The sequence below is a fragment of the Streptomyces chengmaiensis genome (assembly GCF_029846775.1).
Classification (GTDB): Bacteria; Actinomycetota; Actinomycetes; order Streptomycetales; family Streptomycetaceae; genus Streptomyces; species Streptomyces chengmaiensis.
Genome location: NZ_JARWBG010000015.1, coordinates 105,656 through 120,461 on the forward strand (window position 1 = coordinate 105,656; position 14,806 = coordinate 120,461).

The 14,806-nt window shown below is 72.9% G+C and carries 15 protein-coding genes and 1 pseudogene; 6 read left to right on the top strand and 10 right to left on the bottom strand.

All coding sequences use genetic code 11. From position 1 onward, the window contains the following. Positions 1-41: 41 nt before the first annotated feature. From QCN29_RS15395 to QCN29_RS15410, 4 genes are all read right to left on the bottom strand, one after another. A complete protein-coding gene (locus tag QCN29_RS15395) occupies positions 42-425 on the bottom strand; it encodes a DUF3037 domain-containing protein (protein WP_279928590.1) in 384 nt (127 codons plus the stop codon). Beyond that, positions 422-1,237: a HipA family kinase gene (locus QCN29_RS15400; protein WP_279928591.1), complete on the bottom strand. Its 816-nt coding sequence runs from the start codon at positions 1,235-1,237 to the stop codon at positions 422-424. Before QCN29_RS15400 ends, QCN29_RS15395 begins: the two co-directional genes overlap by 4 nt. Before the next feature lie 170 nt (positions 1,238-1,407). After that, entirely contained in the window at positions 1,408-1,848 is a 441-nt protein-coding gene (locus QCN29_RS15405; RefSeq protein WP_240136245.1) for a nitroreductase family deazaflavin-dependent oxidoreductase, read from the bottom strand. A 47-nt stretch (positions 1,849-1,895) separates the two neighbouring features. Further along, on the bottom strand, positions 1,896-2,495 hold the full coding sequence (locus tag QCN29_RS15410) for a TetR/AcrR family transcriptional regulator (RefSeq protein ID WP_279928593.1): 600 nt from the start codon (positions 2,493-2,495) through the stop codon (positions 1,896-1,898). A 167-nt stretch (positions 2,496-2,662) separates the two neighbouring features. Between QCN29_RS15410 and QCN29_RS15415 the strand changes: the two genes are divergently transcribed. Further along, positions 2,663-4,801 carry a S9 family peptidase gene (locus QCN29_RS15415; RefSeq protein ID WP_279928594.1) on the top strand — a complete coding sequence of 713 codons (2,139 nt, stop codon included), beginning with the start codon at positions 2,663-2,665 and terminating at the stop codon, positions 4,799-4,801. Positions 4,802-4,918: 117 nt separating this feature from the next. Further along, entirely contained in the window at positions 4,919-5,359 is a 441-nt protein-coding gene (locus QCN29_RS15420; RefSeq protein WP_279928595.1) for a Rieske (2Fe-2S) protein, read from the top strand. Here QCN29_RS15420 and QCN29_RS15425 read toward each other — a convergent pair. Beyond that, positions 5,346-5,996, bottom strand: coding sequence for a cysteine hydrolase (locus QCN29_RS15425; RefSeq protein ID WP_240136239.1), 651 nt, complete (start codon positions 5,994-5,996; stop codon positions 5,346-5,348). The two genes, QCN29_RS15420 and QCN29_RS15425, sit on opposite strands and share 14 nt — an antisense overlap. 159 nt (positions 5,997-6,155) lie before the next feature. Here QCN29_RS15425 and QCN29_RS15430 point away from each other — a divergent pair, with 159 nt between their 5' ends. Continuing rightward, positions 6,156-6,614 (top strand): pyridoxamine 5'-phosphate oxidase family protein, encoded by a 459-nt coding sequence (locus QCN29_RS15430; protein ID WP_240136373.1) that lies wholly within the window; start codon positions 6,156-6,158, stop codon positions 6,612-6,614. Here the strand turns inward: QCN29_RS15430 and QCN29_RS15435 are convergent. Further along, complete coding sequence (locus QCN29_RS15435; protein ID WP_279928597.1) at positions 6,601-7,518, bottom strand: LysR family transcriptional regulator; 918 nt, start codon at positions 7,516-7,518, stop codon at positions 6,601-6,603. The two genes, QCN29_RS15430 and QCN29_RS15435, sit on opposite strands and share 14 nt — an antisense overlap. A 53-nt stretch (positions 7,519-7,571) precedes the next feature. Here QCN29_RS15435 and QCN29_RS15440 point away from each other — a divergent pair. Next, positions 7,572-8,457 (top strand): annotated as a pseudogene (locus tag QCN29_RS15440) (DMT family transporter); the annotation flags it as partial. 530 nt (positions 8,458-8,987) lie between these two features. Here the strand turns inward: QCN29_RS15440 and QCN29_RS15445 are convergent. Beyond that, entirely contained in the window at positions 8,988-10,319 is a 1,332-nt protein-coding gene (locus QCN29_RS15445) for an aminotransferase class I/II-fold pyridoxal phosphate-dependent enzyme (RefSeq protein ID WP_279928599.1), read from the bottom strand. A 37-nt stretch (positions 10,320-10,356) separates the two neighbouring features. Between QCN29_RS15445 and QCN29_RS15450 the strand changes: the two genes are divergently transcribed. After that, complete coding sequence (locus QCN29_RS15450) at positions 10,357-11,007, top strand: pyridoxamine 5'-phosphate oxidase family protein (RefSeq protein WP_279928600.1); 651 nt, start codon at positions 10,357-10,359, stop codon at positions 11,005-11,007. A 67-nt stretch (positions 11,008-11,074) separates the two neighbouring features. On the opposite strand, the gene QCN29_RS15455 is transcribed toward QCN29_RS15450, so the two are convergent. The 3 genes from QCN29_RS15455 to QCN29_RS15465 all read right to left on the bottom strand — a co-directional run bounded on the left by QCN29_RS15455 (position 11,075) and on the right by QCN29_RS15465 (position 13,865). Next, positions 11,075-12,043: a DMT family transporter gene (locus QCN29_RS15455; RefSeq protein WP_279928601.1), complete on the bottom strand. Its 969-nt coding sequence runs from the start codon at positions 12,041-12,043 to the stop codon at positions 11,075-11,077. Between the two features lie 166 nt (positions 12,044-12,209). Next, positions 12,210-13,262, bottom strand: coding sequence for an EamA family transporter (locus QCN29_RS15460; RefSeq protein ID WP_279928603.1), 1,053 nt, complete (start codon positions 13,260-13,262; stop codon positions 12,210-12,212). 102 nt (positions 13,263-13,364) lie between these two features. After that, positions 13,365-13,865 carry a Clp protease N-terminal domain-containing protein gene (locus QCN29_RS15465; protein WP_279928604.1) on the bottom strand — a complete coding sequence of 167 codons (501 nt, stop codon included), beginning with the start codon at positions 13,863-13,865 and terminating at the stop codon, positions 13,365-13,367. A 501-nt stretch (positions 13,866-14,366) separates the two neighbouring features. On the opposite strand from QCN29_RS15465, the gene QCN29_RS15470 reads away from it, so the two are divergent. Next, positions 14,367-14,795, top strand: a complete 429-nt coding sequence (locus QCN29_RS15470) for a type II toxin-antitoxin system Rv0910 family toxin (RefSeq protein ID WP_279928627.1) — start codon at positions 14,367-14,369, stop codon at positions 14,793-14,795. The last annotated feature ends 11 nt before the right edge of the window (positions 14,796-14,806 follow it).

Sequence of the window (14,806 nt, forward strand, 5' to 3'; positions counted from 1 at the left end):
GCCATGCGGCTGCCATGCGGCTGCCACGCCGCACCGGCCGGTCAGCGCACGAGCAGATCGAGAAGCCGTTCGACCTCCGTTTCCGGGTCCGCGGTGAGCCCCGAATGGACGGGGCCCGGCTGGACTACGGTGGAGCGCGGCGCGATCAGCCAGCGGAAGCGGCGCCCGGCGTCGTCGCCCGCCGCCTGCCCGGCGTCCCTCCCGCCCCGGCACACGCCCTCGACGGCCCGCAGTGCCGCCCGCACCCCGGCGACGTCCGCCTGCGGGTCCAATGCCCTGAGCTTCGCCTCGTCCAGATGTGTCCGCGCCGCGACGAAGGACCGGGCGCGGCAGTACACGACCACACCCGCGTTGAAACACTCGCCGCGCTCGACCCGCGGCACCACACGCAGCAGCGCGTACTCGAAGACGTCGCGCTCGCTCACTCGCCCGCCCCCTTGCCGGTCAGCCAGCCGGGGGCCTGCGAGGGGCGGTCCGCGGTGGGTGCGCCGACGACGATCCGCTCATGGATCGTCGCCGCGCGGGGCAGCAGCGTCTCCACATAGGCGCGGCGCACGGCGTCCGGCCCGTCGAAGCCGTGCTCGTCGGCCAGCCACGCGTCGGGGACCTCGGCGGTCACCTCGGTCAGCAGCTTCTCGGTGACCTGCGGCGCGAGTTCAGCGGCCGCGGCCGCCACATCCGGCTCGAAGGGCGCGAGGGCGTGGTCGGATGCGTCATAGCCCTTGGCCGCGGAGGCCGCCGCGGCGGGCCAGTTGTGGTGCCAGATCATGGTCGCGCCGTGGTCGATGAGCCAGAGGTCTCCGTGCCACACGAGCATGTTCGGATTGCGCCAGGAGCGGTCGACGTTGTTGATCAGCGCGTCGAACCAGACGACCCGGCCCGCCTCGGCCGGGTCCACCTCGTAGGCGAGCGGGTCGAAGCCGAGCGAGCCGGGCAGGAAGTCCATGCCGAGGTTCAGCCCGCCGCTGGCCTTCAGCAGCTCCTGCACCTCCTGGTCCGGCTCGGCGCGTCCGATGACCGGGTCCAGCTGGATGCCGACCAGCTCAGGCACCCGCAGCCCGAGCCGCCGCCCGAGCAGCCCGCAGACGACCTCGGCGACCAGGGTCTTGCGGCCCTGCCCGGCTCCGGTGAACTTCATGACGTAGGTACCGAGGTCGTCGGCCTCGACGATTCCCGGGAGCGAGCCGCCCTCACGCAGGGGCGTGACGTAGCGAGTTGCGATCACTTCTGTGAGCATTTTCCCAGGCTATCCGGCGACCGAGCTTGGCGATCCAAGGAACCGATCAGAGCCAAGCCACCCCCGGGCCGCAGAGGCAAGCGGCCGGCCCGGGAGGATCCGCCGGCGCAGGCTCCCACGCGGCGCGCAGCGCTGCCCGCTCCTGCCTTGTTGTGTTGTCGTCCTGCTGGCTAGTCCGACGGGCGCAGGGCGATCAGCGGCACGCCCTTACGGCGGTCGGCGCCCAGGGCCTCGAAGTCGGCCGCGGTGCGCGGGGCGTGGCCGACGGACCGCATCAGGCGTTCGGCCAGGCGCGGGTGGCGGCGGGCGTAGTCGGCGAGGGCCCTGCCGGACTCCGCCGGCGGCAGCGGTACGGCCGTGCCCCGGTATGTGTGCCACCCCACCTGGTAGCGCACCTCAGGTGCGGCGAGGACGTTGCGCAGCCACTGCGAGCGTTCCCCGTAACCGGAGGCGATCAGGTACGCGCCCGGCTCGGGGAGTCGGGCGACGACCTCCAGGACGACCTGGCGGGGCAGGCCGGACTTCCGGCCGGTGTGCGTGAGGAGCACCATGCGGTGGCCCAGCAGCCCGCCGAGCCCGATGCGGTAGAGCGTGATCGGTGCACGCAGCACCGCGCGCCGGAGTCCTTTCGAGGGCGGTCCTCCCTTGAGCGGATTGATCATGACGTGTGTCCCCCTTCTTCTGACGGGACGAGCAGCGTGACGAGTGGTTCGACAAGAGCGGCGAGGTCGACGGTCGGGTCAAACAGCGCCTGCAGCACGCATCCCTCGATCGCTCCGACCAGCACCGCGGCGTGCGCCTCCGGGGTCACGGCCGGTTCGGCGCCGCGCTCGCCCCCTGCCGTCAGCAGAGCGGTGACGGCGGCCCGGTAGTCCCGGTAGAAGGCCGCCATGTCGATCCACTCCGGCGCCCGCACCCCCGCCGACCAGACGTCCAGCAGCACCCGGGCGAGATCCCGCTCCCGGGCCAGCAGTTCCATGACCGAGCGCACCAGGAGCTCCAGCCGCGCCGCGGCGCCGCCGGGCCGGCGGCCGACCTCGGCGAGCAGGGCCTCCGAGCGGGCCGCCAGCCCCTCGAACGCGGCCCGCAGCAGCTCCTCGCGGCTGCCGAAGTACAGATAGACGCTGCCCTTGGCGATGCCCGCTTCCCGGGCGATGTCCTCGATCCGGCTGCCGGCGTATCCGCAGCGGGCAAAGACCCGCACCGCGGCGGCGAGGATCTCCTCGCGCCGCGCCTCACGATCCACCTGCCTGGGCATCGACCAACCCCGCAATAATGACTGACTGGTCAGTCATTATTGCATACATGACATCTCGATCGCCAGACGGGAGACCGGGGACGCCCTGCACGACCGCGGCGCGGAGCCCCACGCGGACCGGGCACGAGCACCTTGATCGTTCGACTTCCCGCTGTCATGGTCCGCACATGAAAGTACCCGGATTTCCCCGCCAGTTGGCCCGTACACGTCGCTTCTCGCTCGGCGTCCCGCAGCGCTTCACGGTCTCGCCGGACGGCGATCGGGTGCTGTTCACCCGTACCGGAGGCGGCGACGACCCGGTCGGCGGGCTCTGGCTGTACGGTGCCGACGGCGAGCGGCCGCTGGCCGATCCGCGCACCCTGGACGGCGCCCCCGGGGACGCCGGAGTCCCCGAGGAGGAACGGGTGCGCCGGGAACGCGCCAGGGAGGCGTCCTCGGGGATCGTGGCGTACGCGACGGACCGTGAGGTGCGCCGGGCGGTGTTCGCCCTCGCCGGCGAGGTGTGGACGGTGGACACGGACGGCGGCACGCCGCGCCGGGTCGGCACGGCCGGGCCGGCGGTCGATCCACGCCTCTCGCCGGACGGGCTGTGGATCGCCTATGTGACGGGCGGCGCCCTGCATGTCATACGCCGGGACGGCACGGACGACCGCACCCTCGCCGCACCGGAGCCGGGCGCACGTCCGGGAGACGTGGTCTACGGGCTGAGCGACCATGTGTCGGCGGAGTCGATCGGCCGGCAGCGCGGCCACTGGTGGTCGCCCGCCTCGGACGCCCTGCTGGTGACCCGTGTGGACAACTCCCCGGTGCGGACGCTGTATCTGTCCGATCCGGCGAATCCGGCAACGCCGCCCAAGCCGGTGCGGTATCCCGCCGCGGGCACGCCCAACGCGGTGGTGACGGTGCATGTCGTCCGGCTGGACGGGCGGCGGGTCGACGTCCGCCTTCCCGGCGCTGCGGACGCCGAGCTCCACCCGCCGGGCGACTGGACGGACCGGACGTTCGAGTATGTGACCTGGGCGGACTGGGACACGCTCGGCCCGGTGGTGCAGGTGCAGTCACGTGACCAGCGCTCGGCGAGCCTGCTTGAGGTCGACCCGGCATCGGGCGTCACACGGCCGCTGCACCTCCAGCGGGACGCCGCCTGGGTGGAGTTGCCGTCCTCGCCCCTGATCCGCACGACCTCGGGCGCACCGGTCGCACCGTTCGTCAAGGACGACGTCCAGGGGCTGCGCATCGGCGGAGTGCGGACGCCGCCCGGCCTCCAGGTCCGCACGGTGCTGGGCGCCGTCGGGGAACGCGTCTACTTCAGCGCGAGCGAGGACCCGACCGAAACACATGTGTGGTGCTGCGACCCGGAGTCCGACGCCGCCTCCCCCTTCTTCCGGGTCAGCCGCTCCCCCGGCGTCCACACCGCGGCGGCCGGCGGGGACACCGTCGTGCTGAGCAGTGACACGGACGACGGCGGGAGCGTGACCGTGCTGCGCGGCGGTGTGCCCGCCGGCTCGATCGAAGTGCTCGCCGAGCGACCGGTCCTCACTCCGCGACCGGTGCGGCTGAGCCTCGGTGAACGCGCGCTGCGCAGCCATCTGTTCCTGCCGTCGTGGCACCGCCCGGGCGAGGGCCGGCTACCGGTGCTGCTGAACCCGTATTCCGGCCCGGGCATCCAGTTGGTGCAGCGCTCCCGGGCATGGCACGCGTGCGTGGCGCAGTGGTTCGCGGAGCAGGGCTTCGCGGTGCTGGTGACCGACGGCCGCGGCACCCCCGGCCGGGGCCATGCCTGGGCCAGGGCGATCCGCGGGGACCGGCTGGGCCCCGTCCTTCAGGACCAGGTCGACGCGCTGCACGCGGCCGCAGACCGCCATCCCGACCTCGATCCGGGTGCGGTGGCGATCCGTGGCTGGTCCTACGGCGGCTATCTCGCCGCCGGGGCCGTGCTGCACCGCCCCGAGGTGTTCCACGCCGCGATCGCCGGGGGTGCGCCCGCCGACCGCCGGCTGTACGACACACACTGGGAGGAGCGCTTTCTCGGCCATCCGGAGGTCACGCCCGAGAACTACCGGCGCTCGTCGCTCGTGCCGTTCGCCGACCGTCTGACCCGCCCGCTGCTGCTGGTGCACGGCGTCGCCGACGACAACGTCCTCCTCGCCCATGCGCTGCGGCTGTCGTCCGCGCTGGTCGCCGCGGGCCGGCCGCACAGCGTGCTGCCGCTTTCGGGGGTGACGCATACGGTGGCGGACCAGGACATCGCGAGCAGTCTGCCCGCGCTGGAGGTCGACTTCCTCAAGAAATCCTTGAGGAAGTGAACACCGCGCCCCCGGCGCTCGTAACCCTTGGTGAGACTGGCCGAAAGAACACCATGGGATCGCCATGGGATCGCCATGGGATCACCGTGGGGTCGCCGCGGAAAAGGGGAGTGCAGCATGGCAGTGACGCGTCGTAAGGTCGTGACGGCGGTGGGCGGAGCGGGGCTCGCCGTCGCGCTGACCGCGTGTGGTGGATCGGACGATCAGGCGGCGCAGACACCGGCGGACGGCGCGGGCGGCGCCGCGGGCGGTGAGGCCGGCGGCGGGAACGGCGCGGGCTCGGAACTCGCCAAGACCGCCGACATCCCCGAAGGCGGCGGCAAGGTCGTCGGCGATGTGGTGATCACCCAGCCGGTGGCGGGACAGTTCAAGGCGTTCTCGTCGAAGTGCACGCACGCGGGGTGCGCGGTCAAGGATGTCGTCGACGGCACGATCAACTGCCCCTGCCACGGCAGCAAGTTCGACGCCGGGGACGGCAGCGTCAAGGCGGGCCCGGCCACCTCGCCGCTGGCCCCCGCGTCCATCACGGTGCAGGGGGACTCCATCACTCTCGCCTGACGCGGTGCGGCCGCTTCCAGCAGGCGAGGACCTCGTCGGTCGTGGTCACGGTGGCCACCAGGGCGAGGGTGTTGCGGACCATCGCGGGGGTGTAGTCGGCGGGCACCCCCGCGATGGCGTCCCTGGGCACGACAGCCGTGTAGCCCAGGTTGACGGCGTCGAAGACGGCGTTGGGGATGGCGACGTTCGCCGAGACCCCGACGACGACGAGGGTGCGGCAGCCCAGATTGCGCAGCAGCGCGTCGACGTCCGTTCCGGCGATCGGCGAGAGTCCGTGCAGTCGGCGGACGATCAGATCCTCGTCGGCCACCTCGATGGGCGGGGCGACCCGTACGGCGGTGGTTCCGGAGTGCTGTTGCACGGGGAGGCGGGGCGCCGCCGCGAAGAGCCGCGCGTTGCTGCTGGACCCGCGGCCGTCGGGGCGGCGCTCGGCGATGGCGTGCAACACCTGCACGCCCGCCTCGTGCGCGCCCGCGACGAGCCGTGCGACACGGTGCAGCGCGCCCGAAGAACGTGCCTGGGCGGCGAGTTCGGGCAGCGCGCTGTCCACGCCGACCACTCCGCGCTGGCATTCCACGGTGAGCAGTGCGGCAGTGGCCGGGTCCAGTTGCCCGGCGAGGTCTGCGGGCGGCGGCACAGCTCCCCCTCAAGGCGGCTCGGGCAGGGTCACAGGCACGGACGGGGACAGGGACGACACGGACAGGGACACGGGCGGCGACAGTAACCGGCATTGCGCGACGGCGGAAGAGCATCCATGCTTTCTGACATACCGTCAGAAGTGAGGGAGAGCCCGCAGATGGCCGTCACACAGCGCCGCAGCCGCCGCATCATGATGAGCCCTGCCGAACTGGACGCCTTCCTGGCCGAGCAGCGCACCTGCCGTGTGGCGACGGCCTCCGCTGACGGCCGCCCGCATGTCAGCCCCCTGTGGTTCGTCTGGGACTCGGGATCGCTGTGGCTGTACTCGCTCACGCGCAGCCGCCGCTGGGCCGAGCTGCGTCGCGACCCCCGGCTGGCGGTCGTCGTGGACGCCGGCGAGGAGTACGGCGAACTGCGCGGTGTCGAACTGTCGGGGACGGCGTCCTTCGTCGGCGAGGCCCCGCGCACCGGCGCACCGTGCCCGGAGCTGACGGCTCCCGAGAGGCTGTTCGCCCGGAAGCACTTCGGTCTGGACGCGATGCCGCACGACGGCCGCCACGCATGGCTGCGTTTGACGCCGGACGCCATCACGTCCTGGGACTTCAGGAAGCTGTAGGGGCGGGCCGCTCGGTCGCCGCCTCGCGAAGGACCTCCACCGCCGCCCTGATCGACGGCCGGCGGTCGGCGTCCGCCCGCCATACCGCGTACACATGACGGAGCATCCGCTGGCGTACGGGGACGAGCACGACGCCCTCCGGCACCGGGCCGCGCCCCAGCCGGGGGGTGACGCACACCCCGAGACCCGCGGCGATCAGTGCGAGCTGTGTGTGGTGCTCGGCCGCGAGATGCGAGATGCGCGGTTCGATGCCTCTGGCACGCAGAGTGAAAACCAGCCAGTCATGGCAGAACTCGCCCTCCGGCCAGGAGACCCACTCGTCGTCCGCGAACTCCTCCAGGTCCACTTCCCGCCGTGCGGCGAGGGGGTGCGCGGCGGGCATGGCGACGTCCGGGGCGTCGTCGACGAGCTGGGCCTGGGCGAGCCCGGCGGGCACGGGCAGTCGGCGATTGCTCCAGTCGAGCACCACTGCGAGGTCGAGATCTCCGCGCATCACCGCCCTGATGCCGAGCTCGGGCTCCAGCTCCCTCGTCCGCACACGCAGATCGGGATGCGCGGTGCGCAGCCGGGACACCGCGCCGGGGAAAAGCCCGCGCGCGGCCGTCGGGAAAGCCCCTATCCGCACCTCGCCGACGACCTGGCCGCGCTGCGCCTCGATGTCCGCCTGGGCGAGCTCCACCTGGGAGAGAATGCGCGCGGCATGGTCGGCGAGCAGCTGCCCTGCGTCGGTGAGGCGGACCCCCCGGCCGTTCTTCGCCACCAGCTGCTGGCCGACCTCCCGTTCGAGCTTGGACATCTGCTGCGAGACCGCGGAGGTGGTCACATGCAGCCCTTCGGCCGCGCCGCTGACCGAGCCGTGCCGTGCGAGGGCGTCGAGGGTGCGCAGGCGCTCCAGATTCAACATGTAAGCAATGCTACGCGAAAATCTCAAACAAATCTCGCTTGTCCTAAAAGTTTATGACCCTGATGCTGGACGCCATGACCGTGAACTGGCGCATCCGCTTCGCCCTGCTGTGCCTCGTGTGGGGCTTCAGCTTTCTGCTCATCAAGATCGGCACCGAGGCGTTCCCGCCGCTGCAAGTGTCCTTCGGGCGTGTCCTCTTCGGTACGGCGGTACTCGCGGTCGCGATGGCGGTGCGGCGACAGCGACTGCCGCGCGGGGTGCGCACCTGGGGCCACCTGGCCGTCGCCGGCTTCCTGCTGAACGCCCTGCCGTTCTCGCTCTTCGCCTATGCCGAGCAGACGATCCCCTCGACGCTGGCCGGCATCTGCAACGCCACCTCGCCGCTGTGGGGCATGGCGCTGTCGCTGGTCGCCCTGTCGGAGGACCGCCCGACCCGCCGCCGAGTCGCCGGCCTCGGCCTCGGCTTCCTCGGGGTACTCACCGTGCTCGGCGTCTGGCAGGGCTTCTCCGGACTGGAGACGGGCGGCACGGCCATGGCCCTGCTGGCCTCGCTGAGCTATCCGATCGGCTGGATCTACGTGCGCCGCACTCTGGCGGGCAGCACCCACTCCCATCTTTCGCTGGCCGGGGCGCAGCTGCTGCTGGCGACGCTGCAACTGGCGGTGGTCACCCCGCTGTTCACCGCCCTGCCGCCGGAGCTCCCCACGGGGCCGCTGCTCGCCGTGGTCGCGCTCGGCGCGCTGGGCACGGGTCTTGCGATGCTGGTGCAGTACGGACTGGTGGCGGAGGTCGGTCCGACGACGGCGCAGATGGTCACGTACTTCATCCCGGTCATCGCGACGGCGGCGGGTGTGGCGCTGCTGGGCGAGCGGCTGAGCTGGAACACACCCGTGGGTGCGCTGATCGTGCTGGCGGGTGCGGCACTGACGCAGAGCGGAACGAAGGCGCACGCCGCTGCGACCGCGCGCCGCTGGCGGCCCGCCGCCTCGCTCAGGCCTTCCGGCGTCCAGCGCACCGGCCGGTCGGCCGCCGACGCCTCCCGGGAGTCGGCGGAGCGGTGGTTCAGAGGCTCCAGGCGCTCGCCCGCGCGACGGCCCGTGCCGACCACTCGGACCGACCGGCACACCCGGCGGTCCCCGTCCGAAGGGACCGCATCGGGGCGGACTTCCGGTCCGGGGTCAGGCCCGCAGACCCCCGTACCGCCTTCTGCCGTGTGCTCAAAGTCCCCCAGCTGACTCCCCCGGACTCCGCCCGGAGCCCCCAGCAGGCGCCCAGCAGGCTCAACTGCCCTTCCCGGCACTGCCGAACCCCACCGCCGACCGGGCAGGAGAGCCCGCACAACCCAACCCCTCCGACACACGGGGTGCAGCGGCCCCCACAACCCAGCCCTTCCGGCGCTTGAGGAGCGGGGGCCTGGGGGCGGAGCCCCCGCAACGGACCTGGGGCGGGGCCCCGGTTGTTCCCGCAGGTCAGCCGTAACCGCGCGCCGCCGCCGGCGCCACCGCCGCGGCCACCGCGTCCGCCGCCGGCCCGATGTCGTCCAACGTGAGGTCCGAGACGGTGAACCGAACCCCCGGGGGCGAGGCGATCCGGAAGCGCGCACCCGGCGCGACCGCCCAGCCCGACTGCAGCAGCCGGGCGACCGCGCCCGTCTCGTCGGGGACCGGCACCCATACGTTCATCCCGCTGCGGCCGTGAGCGGACACCCCCCTGGCGGCCAGCGCCCGTACGAGTCCGTCGCGCCGCTCTCCGTACGCGCGCGCGACGGCCCGCGGATCGACGGCCCCGGTCGCCCACAGATGGGCGACGGCCTGCTGCAGCAGCCGGCTGACCCACCCCGGGCCGAGACCGAGCCGGCCCATGACCCGGTCGACGGTGACGGCGTCACCGGTCAGCACGGCGACTCTCAGGTCCGGGCCGTACGCCTTGGCCGTGGAGCGTACGAACACCCAGCTGTCCGTGGCCCCGGCGAGCGGGTGCAGGGGCTCGTCGACGAAGGCGTGTCCGTGGTCATCCTCGATCAGCAGGGTCGCGGGGTGGCGCGTGAGCACCGCACGCAGTTCCTCGGCGCGGTCCGGGCCGAGGACGGCGCCGGTGGGGTTCTGCGCCCGGTCGGTGACGATCAGCGCCCGGGCGCCCGCGGCGAGCGCCCGGTCCAACTCCCGGGGCAGCGGCCCTTCGTCGTCGAGGGCCACCGGCACGGGCTTCATGCCGAGCGCCGGGATCAGATCGAGCAGACTTCCCCATCCGGGGTCCTCGACGGCGACCGGGTCACCGGGCCTGAGATGGGCCGTGAGCACCCTTTCGACGGCGTCCAGCGAACCGGACGTGACCGCGATGGGCCCGTCCGGCACGCCGTCGGCGTCCAGCGCCGCTCGTGCAAGTGCGGCGAACCGGGGGTCGACGGGGTCCTGTCCGTACAGCCCCGGCCGCTCGGCGTACTGCCGCGCGGCCTCGGCGAGCGCTTCGTGCAGGGGCGGGAGCAGCGAGGGGTCCGGGTTGCCCTGGCCCACGTCCCGCACACCCGGCGGGGCTTCGACCCTGATCGTGCCGCGGGCGGTGCTCGCAGGCCGCGAGCGGATCCGGCTGCCCCGGCGCCCGGCCGTCTCGATCACTCCGCGTTCGCGAAGCGTCCGGTAGGCGGCCGCCACCGTATTGGGGTTGACGCCGAGCGCAACGGCCAACTCCCTCATGGGCGGCAGCAGTTGCCCCGGCTTCAGTTCTCCGGCGCCGACCCCTCGCTCGACCGAGGTGACGATCTCCGATGCGCGCCGCCCAACGATCCGATACTCTCCTAGCACAAAGCCAATTATGCACTAGTGCAATAAAGGAAGGCAAATGGAGTCCTACACCCCGACCGAGCGGACCGTACCCACGCGTGCCAAGGAGCGGGTCGGCTACGACCGCGAGCTGGTCCACTCGATACTCGACGAGGCATTCGTCTGCCATCTCGGCTTCGTCCGCGACGGCGCGCCCGTGGTGCTCCCGACGCTCTACGCGCGCATGGACGACCGCCTGTACGTCCACGGCTCGACGGGCTCCCGCCCGCTGCGGATGGCCGGCAGAACGGACCCCGGACTGCCCGTCTGCGTCACGGTGACCCACGTCGACGGTCTGGTGCTGGCCAAGTCCGCCTTCCACCATTCGGTCAACTACCGCTCCGTCGTGGTCCACGGCGCCGCCCGCCAGGTCACCGACCCCGCCGAGAAGCGCACGGCGCTCGACGCCCTGGTCGACCACGCGGTCCCGGGCCGCGCCGCGGACTGCCGCCCCGCCGACGCCAGGGAACTCGCCGCGACCGCCGTACTCCGCATCGACCTCACGGAGGTCTCGGCCAAGCTCCGCACCGGCGCCCCCAACGACGACCCCGAGGACCTGGCCCTCCCCCACTGGTCGGGCGTGCTTCCCCTGAATCCCCGGTATGGCGCTCCCGTCCCCGCGGAGAGGGACGCGGACACGCCCCTGCCGTCGTACCTGCCCGCTGGCTGACGGGCACCCGGAGGGTCCACGACGGGCTCCCCGCCCGGGGAGGCTGGGGGCTAAGCCCCCAGCCCCGTCAGGCGGCACGCGCCTCCGCGGCGGCCAGCCCCGCCACCGCCCCCAGGAGCAGCACCGCACCCGCGCCCAGCGACACCGTCAGCCGCTCCCCCAGCAGGGCGACCCCGAGCACGGCGGCGCTGACCGGCTCCAGGAGCATCACCACCGAGACGGTCGCGGCGCGTACCACGGCAGCACCGGCGAAGTACAGCGCGTATGCCAGCGCGGTCGGCACGGCGGCGACATAGACCAGCAGCCACACCACGCGCGCCGGATCGTCCGTCGTCGGCAGCAGCCCCTCCGCCAGCGCCATGGGCATCAGCCCGACCGCCCCCACCGCGAACGCCCACGCGGTCGTGGCCAGCACGTCCCCGCCACGTCCGGTCCGGCCCAGCCAACGCGTCAGCAACGTGACCGCCGCGTACCCGGCGGCCGACAGCAGTGCCAGGGCCACGCCCACGGGCCGCACCGTCGCACCGCCGTCTCCGAGCACCAGCACACCGAGACCCGCGAGAGCGCCGCCCACGGCGCACACGCCGCCGGCCCCCAGCCGCTCACCCAGGGCGAGGCGTGCGCCCAGTGCGATCAGCACAGGCCCCGCGCCGAGGGTGACGACCGTGCCCACGGCGAGCCCCGTCGCTTCGACGGCGGCGAAGTAGGCGCTCTGAAAGACGGTCAGACCGATCCCGGTCGCCGCGATGCGCAGCACGCGCCGACGCCTGGGCTCGACGGCTGCTGCTGCTGCGTCGGTGACGGCGGCAGCATGGGACGCGCCCCGCCTCCGTACCGCGAGGACGGCGAGGAGCAGCGCCAGCCCTCCGGCGCAGCGCCAGAACGACAGGGCGAGAGGGCCGAGATCGCTGGACTCGTAGACCAGCGAGGCAGCCGCGCCCGCGGTGCCCCACGCCAGGCCGGCGACGACCAGAAAGGCGAGGCTGCGCCCCACGGGCACCGTGCCGACAAGGGCATACGACGAGGAATTCGACATGTGACTTCTCCGGATGAAGAACAGAACGGCTGATCGTTTGGCTCCGGCGCACGGGCAGCGACAAGCCGCTCGGGGACACCCCGAGCTCTGTTCTCGAAGGAGAAGTGACCTCCGCCCGCGTCAGGCGGCGGGAGGCGGAAGCACAGTCGAATGCATGGTCGGCACCCTATGCCTCGGCCCGTTCGCGGTCCAACCCGGTTTCGGCGGCGAGGTCCGCGTCGCCGTCCGTCCCGCTTCCGGCCACCGGGCCGGACGGCGGCCTCGGGGTCTGGGACTGGGCGATGAAGGCGCCCGCCAGGACCACTGCGCCGCCCAGGATCTGCGGCAGGGACAGGTGCTCGTGCAGCAGCACCCACGCCAGCACGGTGGCGATGACCGCCTCCAGACACGCCACCACGCCCGCCACCTGCGGCGAGAGCCTGCGCACCGCGACGACTCCGGTGATGTACGCGAGCACCGTCGCCATCAGCACGACCCAGCAGAGCAGCAGCACCGCGGGCACCCGCGTCCCGCCGAGATCCGCGCCGCCCGCGAGGAGTCGCCAGTCCATGGCCCAGGGCCTGGCGATCACGGTCAGCACCGCCGCGCCGACGAGCAGGCCGTAGGCGATCACCCCGAGCGGGTCCGCCCGGTTCGCCTCGTCGCCGCCCTGGTCCGACCCACCGTCCCGGTCCGACCCACCGTCCCGGTCCGACTCGCCGCCCTGATCGGAGAGGACGAAGTAGCCGACCTGACAGCAGGCCGCGCCCAGGGCGAGCAGCAGCCCCACGGCGTCGAAGCCGAGCCCCGCCCAGACCTCGACCACGCACGCAAGTCCGCCGACGGCGAGCACGACGCCCACGGCCGCGGCGCGGGTGACCGGCCGTCGCTGGACGAAACGGACCCAGCCCAGCACCAGCGCCGGGGCGAGATACTCGATCAGCAGCGCCACACCGACCGGAATGCGGGAGATCGCCGCGAAGTAGCAGGCCTGGACGCCCGCCACGGCGAGGAGACCGAAGCCGGCCAGCAGCGCGGGCCTGCGGCGGACGAGGTCCCGGTGACGCCAGGCCAGCGGGAGCATCACCAGCGCAGAACCGGCCACCCGCAGCCACACCATGTGCAGCGGGTCGAGCCCGGCCTCGATCAGCGGCTTGGCCGCGACCCCCGAACCGCCGAACGCGAACGCGGAGCCCAGGGCGAGTCCCAGGCCGGCGCTCCTCTTCTCAGACGCGTGCATCGGCACATCATGGCAGCACCCGTCAGGACCGTCACCCCTGTGACACATGTCGAGACGGCTGGGGCGCAGCTCACCGATGCGCCTGCGGCCCCGAGCGATCCACTACGTCAGCTGCGCGGCGTCCACGCCCGCCCTGCCGAGCACCTCCACCGCGCGGCACTCGGGGTCGGCGGCAAGACCGACGAGAAGATCGACGCCGTCGGCATACCCGGCCTTACGCAGCCGAGCACGCTCCCCCGCCGCCCTCATCGCGGCCGTCGCCGCGGGCGACCATCCCGGGCACCCGCGCCCGTCCGCCGCCGCGTTCACCACGGGCAGGGCGCCGGAGTCCTCCACTGAGCCCTGCCAGCGCAGTCCGTAGCCGATGCTGCGCTGGACGAGATAGCCGAGCACCCGCGCGATCTGCCGTTCACCGCCCAGCGCCGCCCGGGCCTCGGGATCCCACTCGAGCAGCGAGTGCAGCAGGTGCGCCGTGTCGATCTGCCGGTCCCCGTCGCGCTGCGCCCTTCTGCGGGCCCCCGCGATCACCGTGGCCAGTCGGGCGTCGAAAGCACCGAAGCAGTCATCGCCCTCGGCAGGGCGGGCGGCGGACCGGCCGGGCATTCGCGGGATGGGGAAGTGCACACCTCCCACCCCATCAGCTCCGCGCAGTCCGCACGTCCGCGCGCGGAAGCATTTCGCCCTCCCACGGAAGTCGTGCACGGTCGACCGGTTCCTCCTCCTTGCGGATGAGATCGCGCCACTTCTCCCCTGGGGGCGCGCATCGCCCCGCCGCGCGCCCTCAGGGCAACCGGTGCACACCCGACGCGCGTCCCGGCGGGCATGTGCTGGATGGTCGCACTGCTTGCCGGAGACGGACGGCAGTACGTCCACCGGGTCTACGCGCTCCCGACGCTCCCCGCCGATCTGTGCCGGGCCGCCTTCGGCCGCCATGGCGAGGGGCCTGATCCACGGGCCGGCGACCGGTTCGACTCGGCCGAGATCTGGCGACCCGGGAGCCACACGGCCGGCCGAGCAAAGCTGACGGCTCGTCAGTATTGTGCGTTGCCGCCGCCCCGGCTACCGTCCGCGGCACCGCAACCCGCCGAAGGAAGAGGTGGTCGCATGGCCGAGGTCAGCGCCGAGGCGAGGATCGCAGCGCCGGCCGAGAAGGTATGGGCCCGGCTCACCGACTTCCCCTCGTACGGCCAGTGGAACTCCACGCACACCGGCTTCCCCGGCGGCGGGCCCGCCGCACTCGAGATCGGGGCGGACTTCACGGAGAACATGAGGCTCATGGGCTTCCCGGCAGAGGTGGCCTGGACGGTGTGCGAGCTGGAGCCGGCCCGGGTTTTCGCCACCAGGGGCAAGGGGCCGATGGGCGTCAGCCTCGGCATGCGGTATGCGCTCACGCCGGACGGCGAGGCCACCCGGGTCCGAGTCGAGGGGGAGTTCACCGGTGCGGCCGTCTCCCTGATGGCGGGCAAACTCAAGGACTCCGCGTCCGCAGCCCTCGACGAGTCGCTGCGCAACCTGGCCGCCCTCGTCAGCTGACCGGCGCGGTC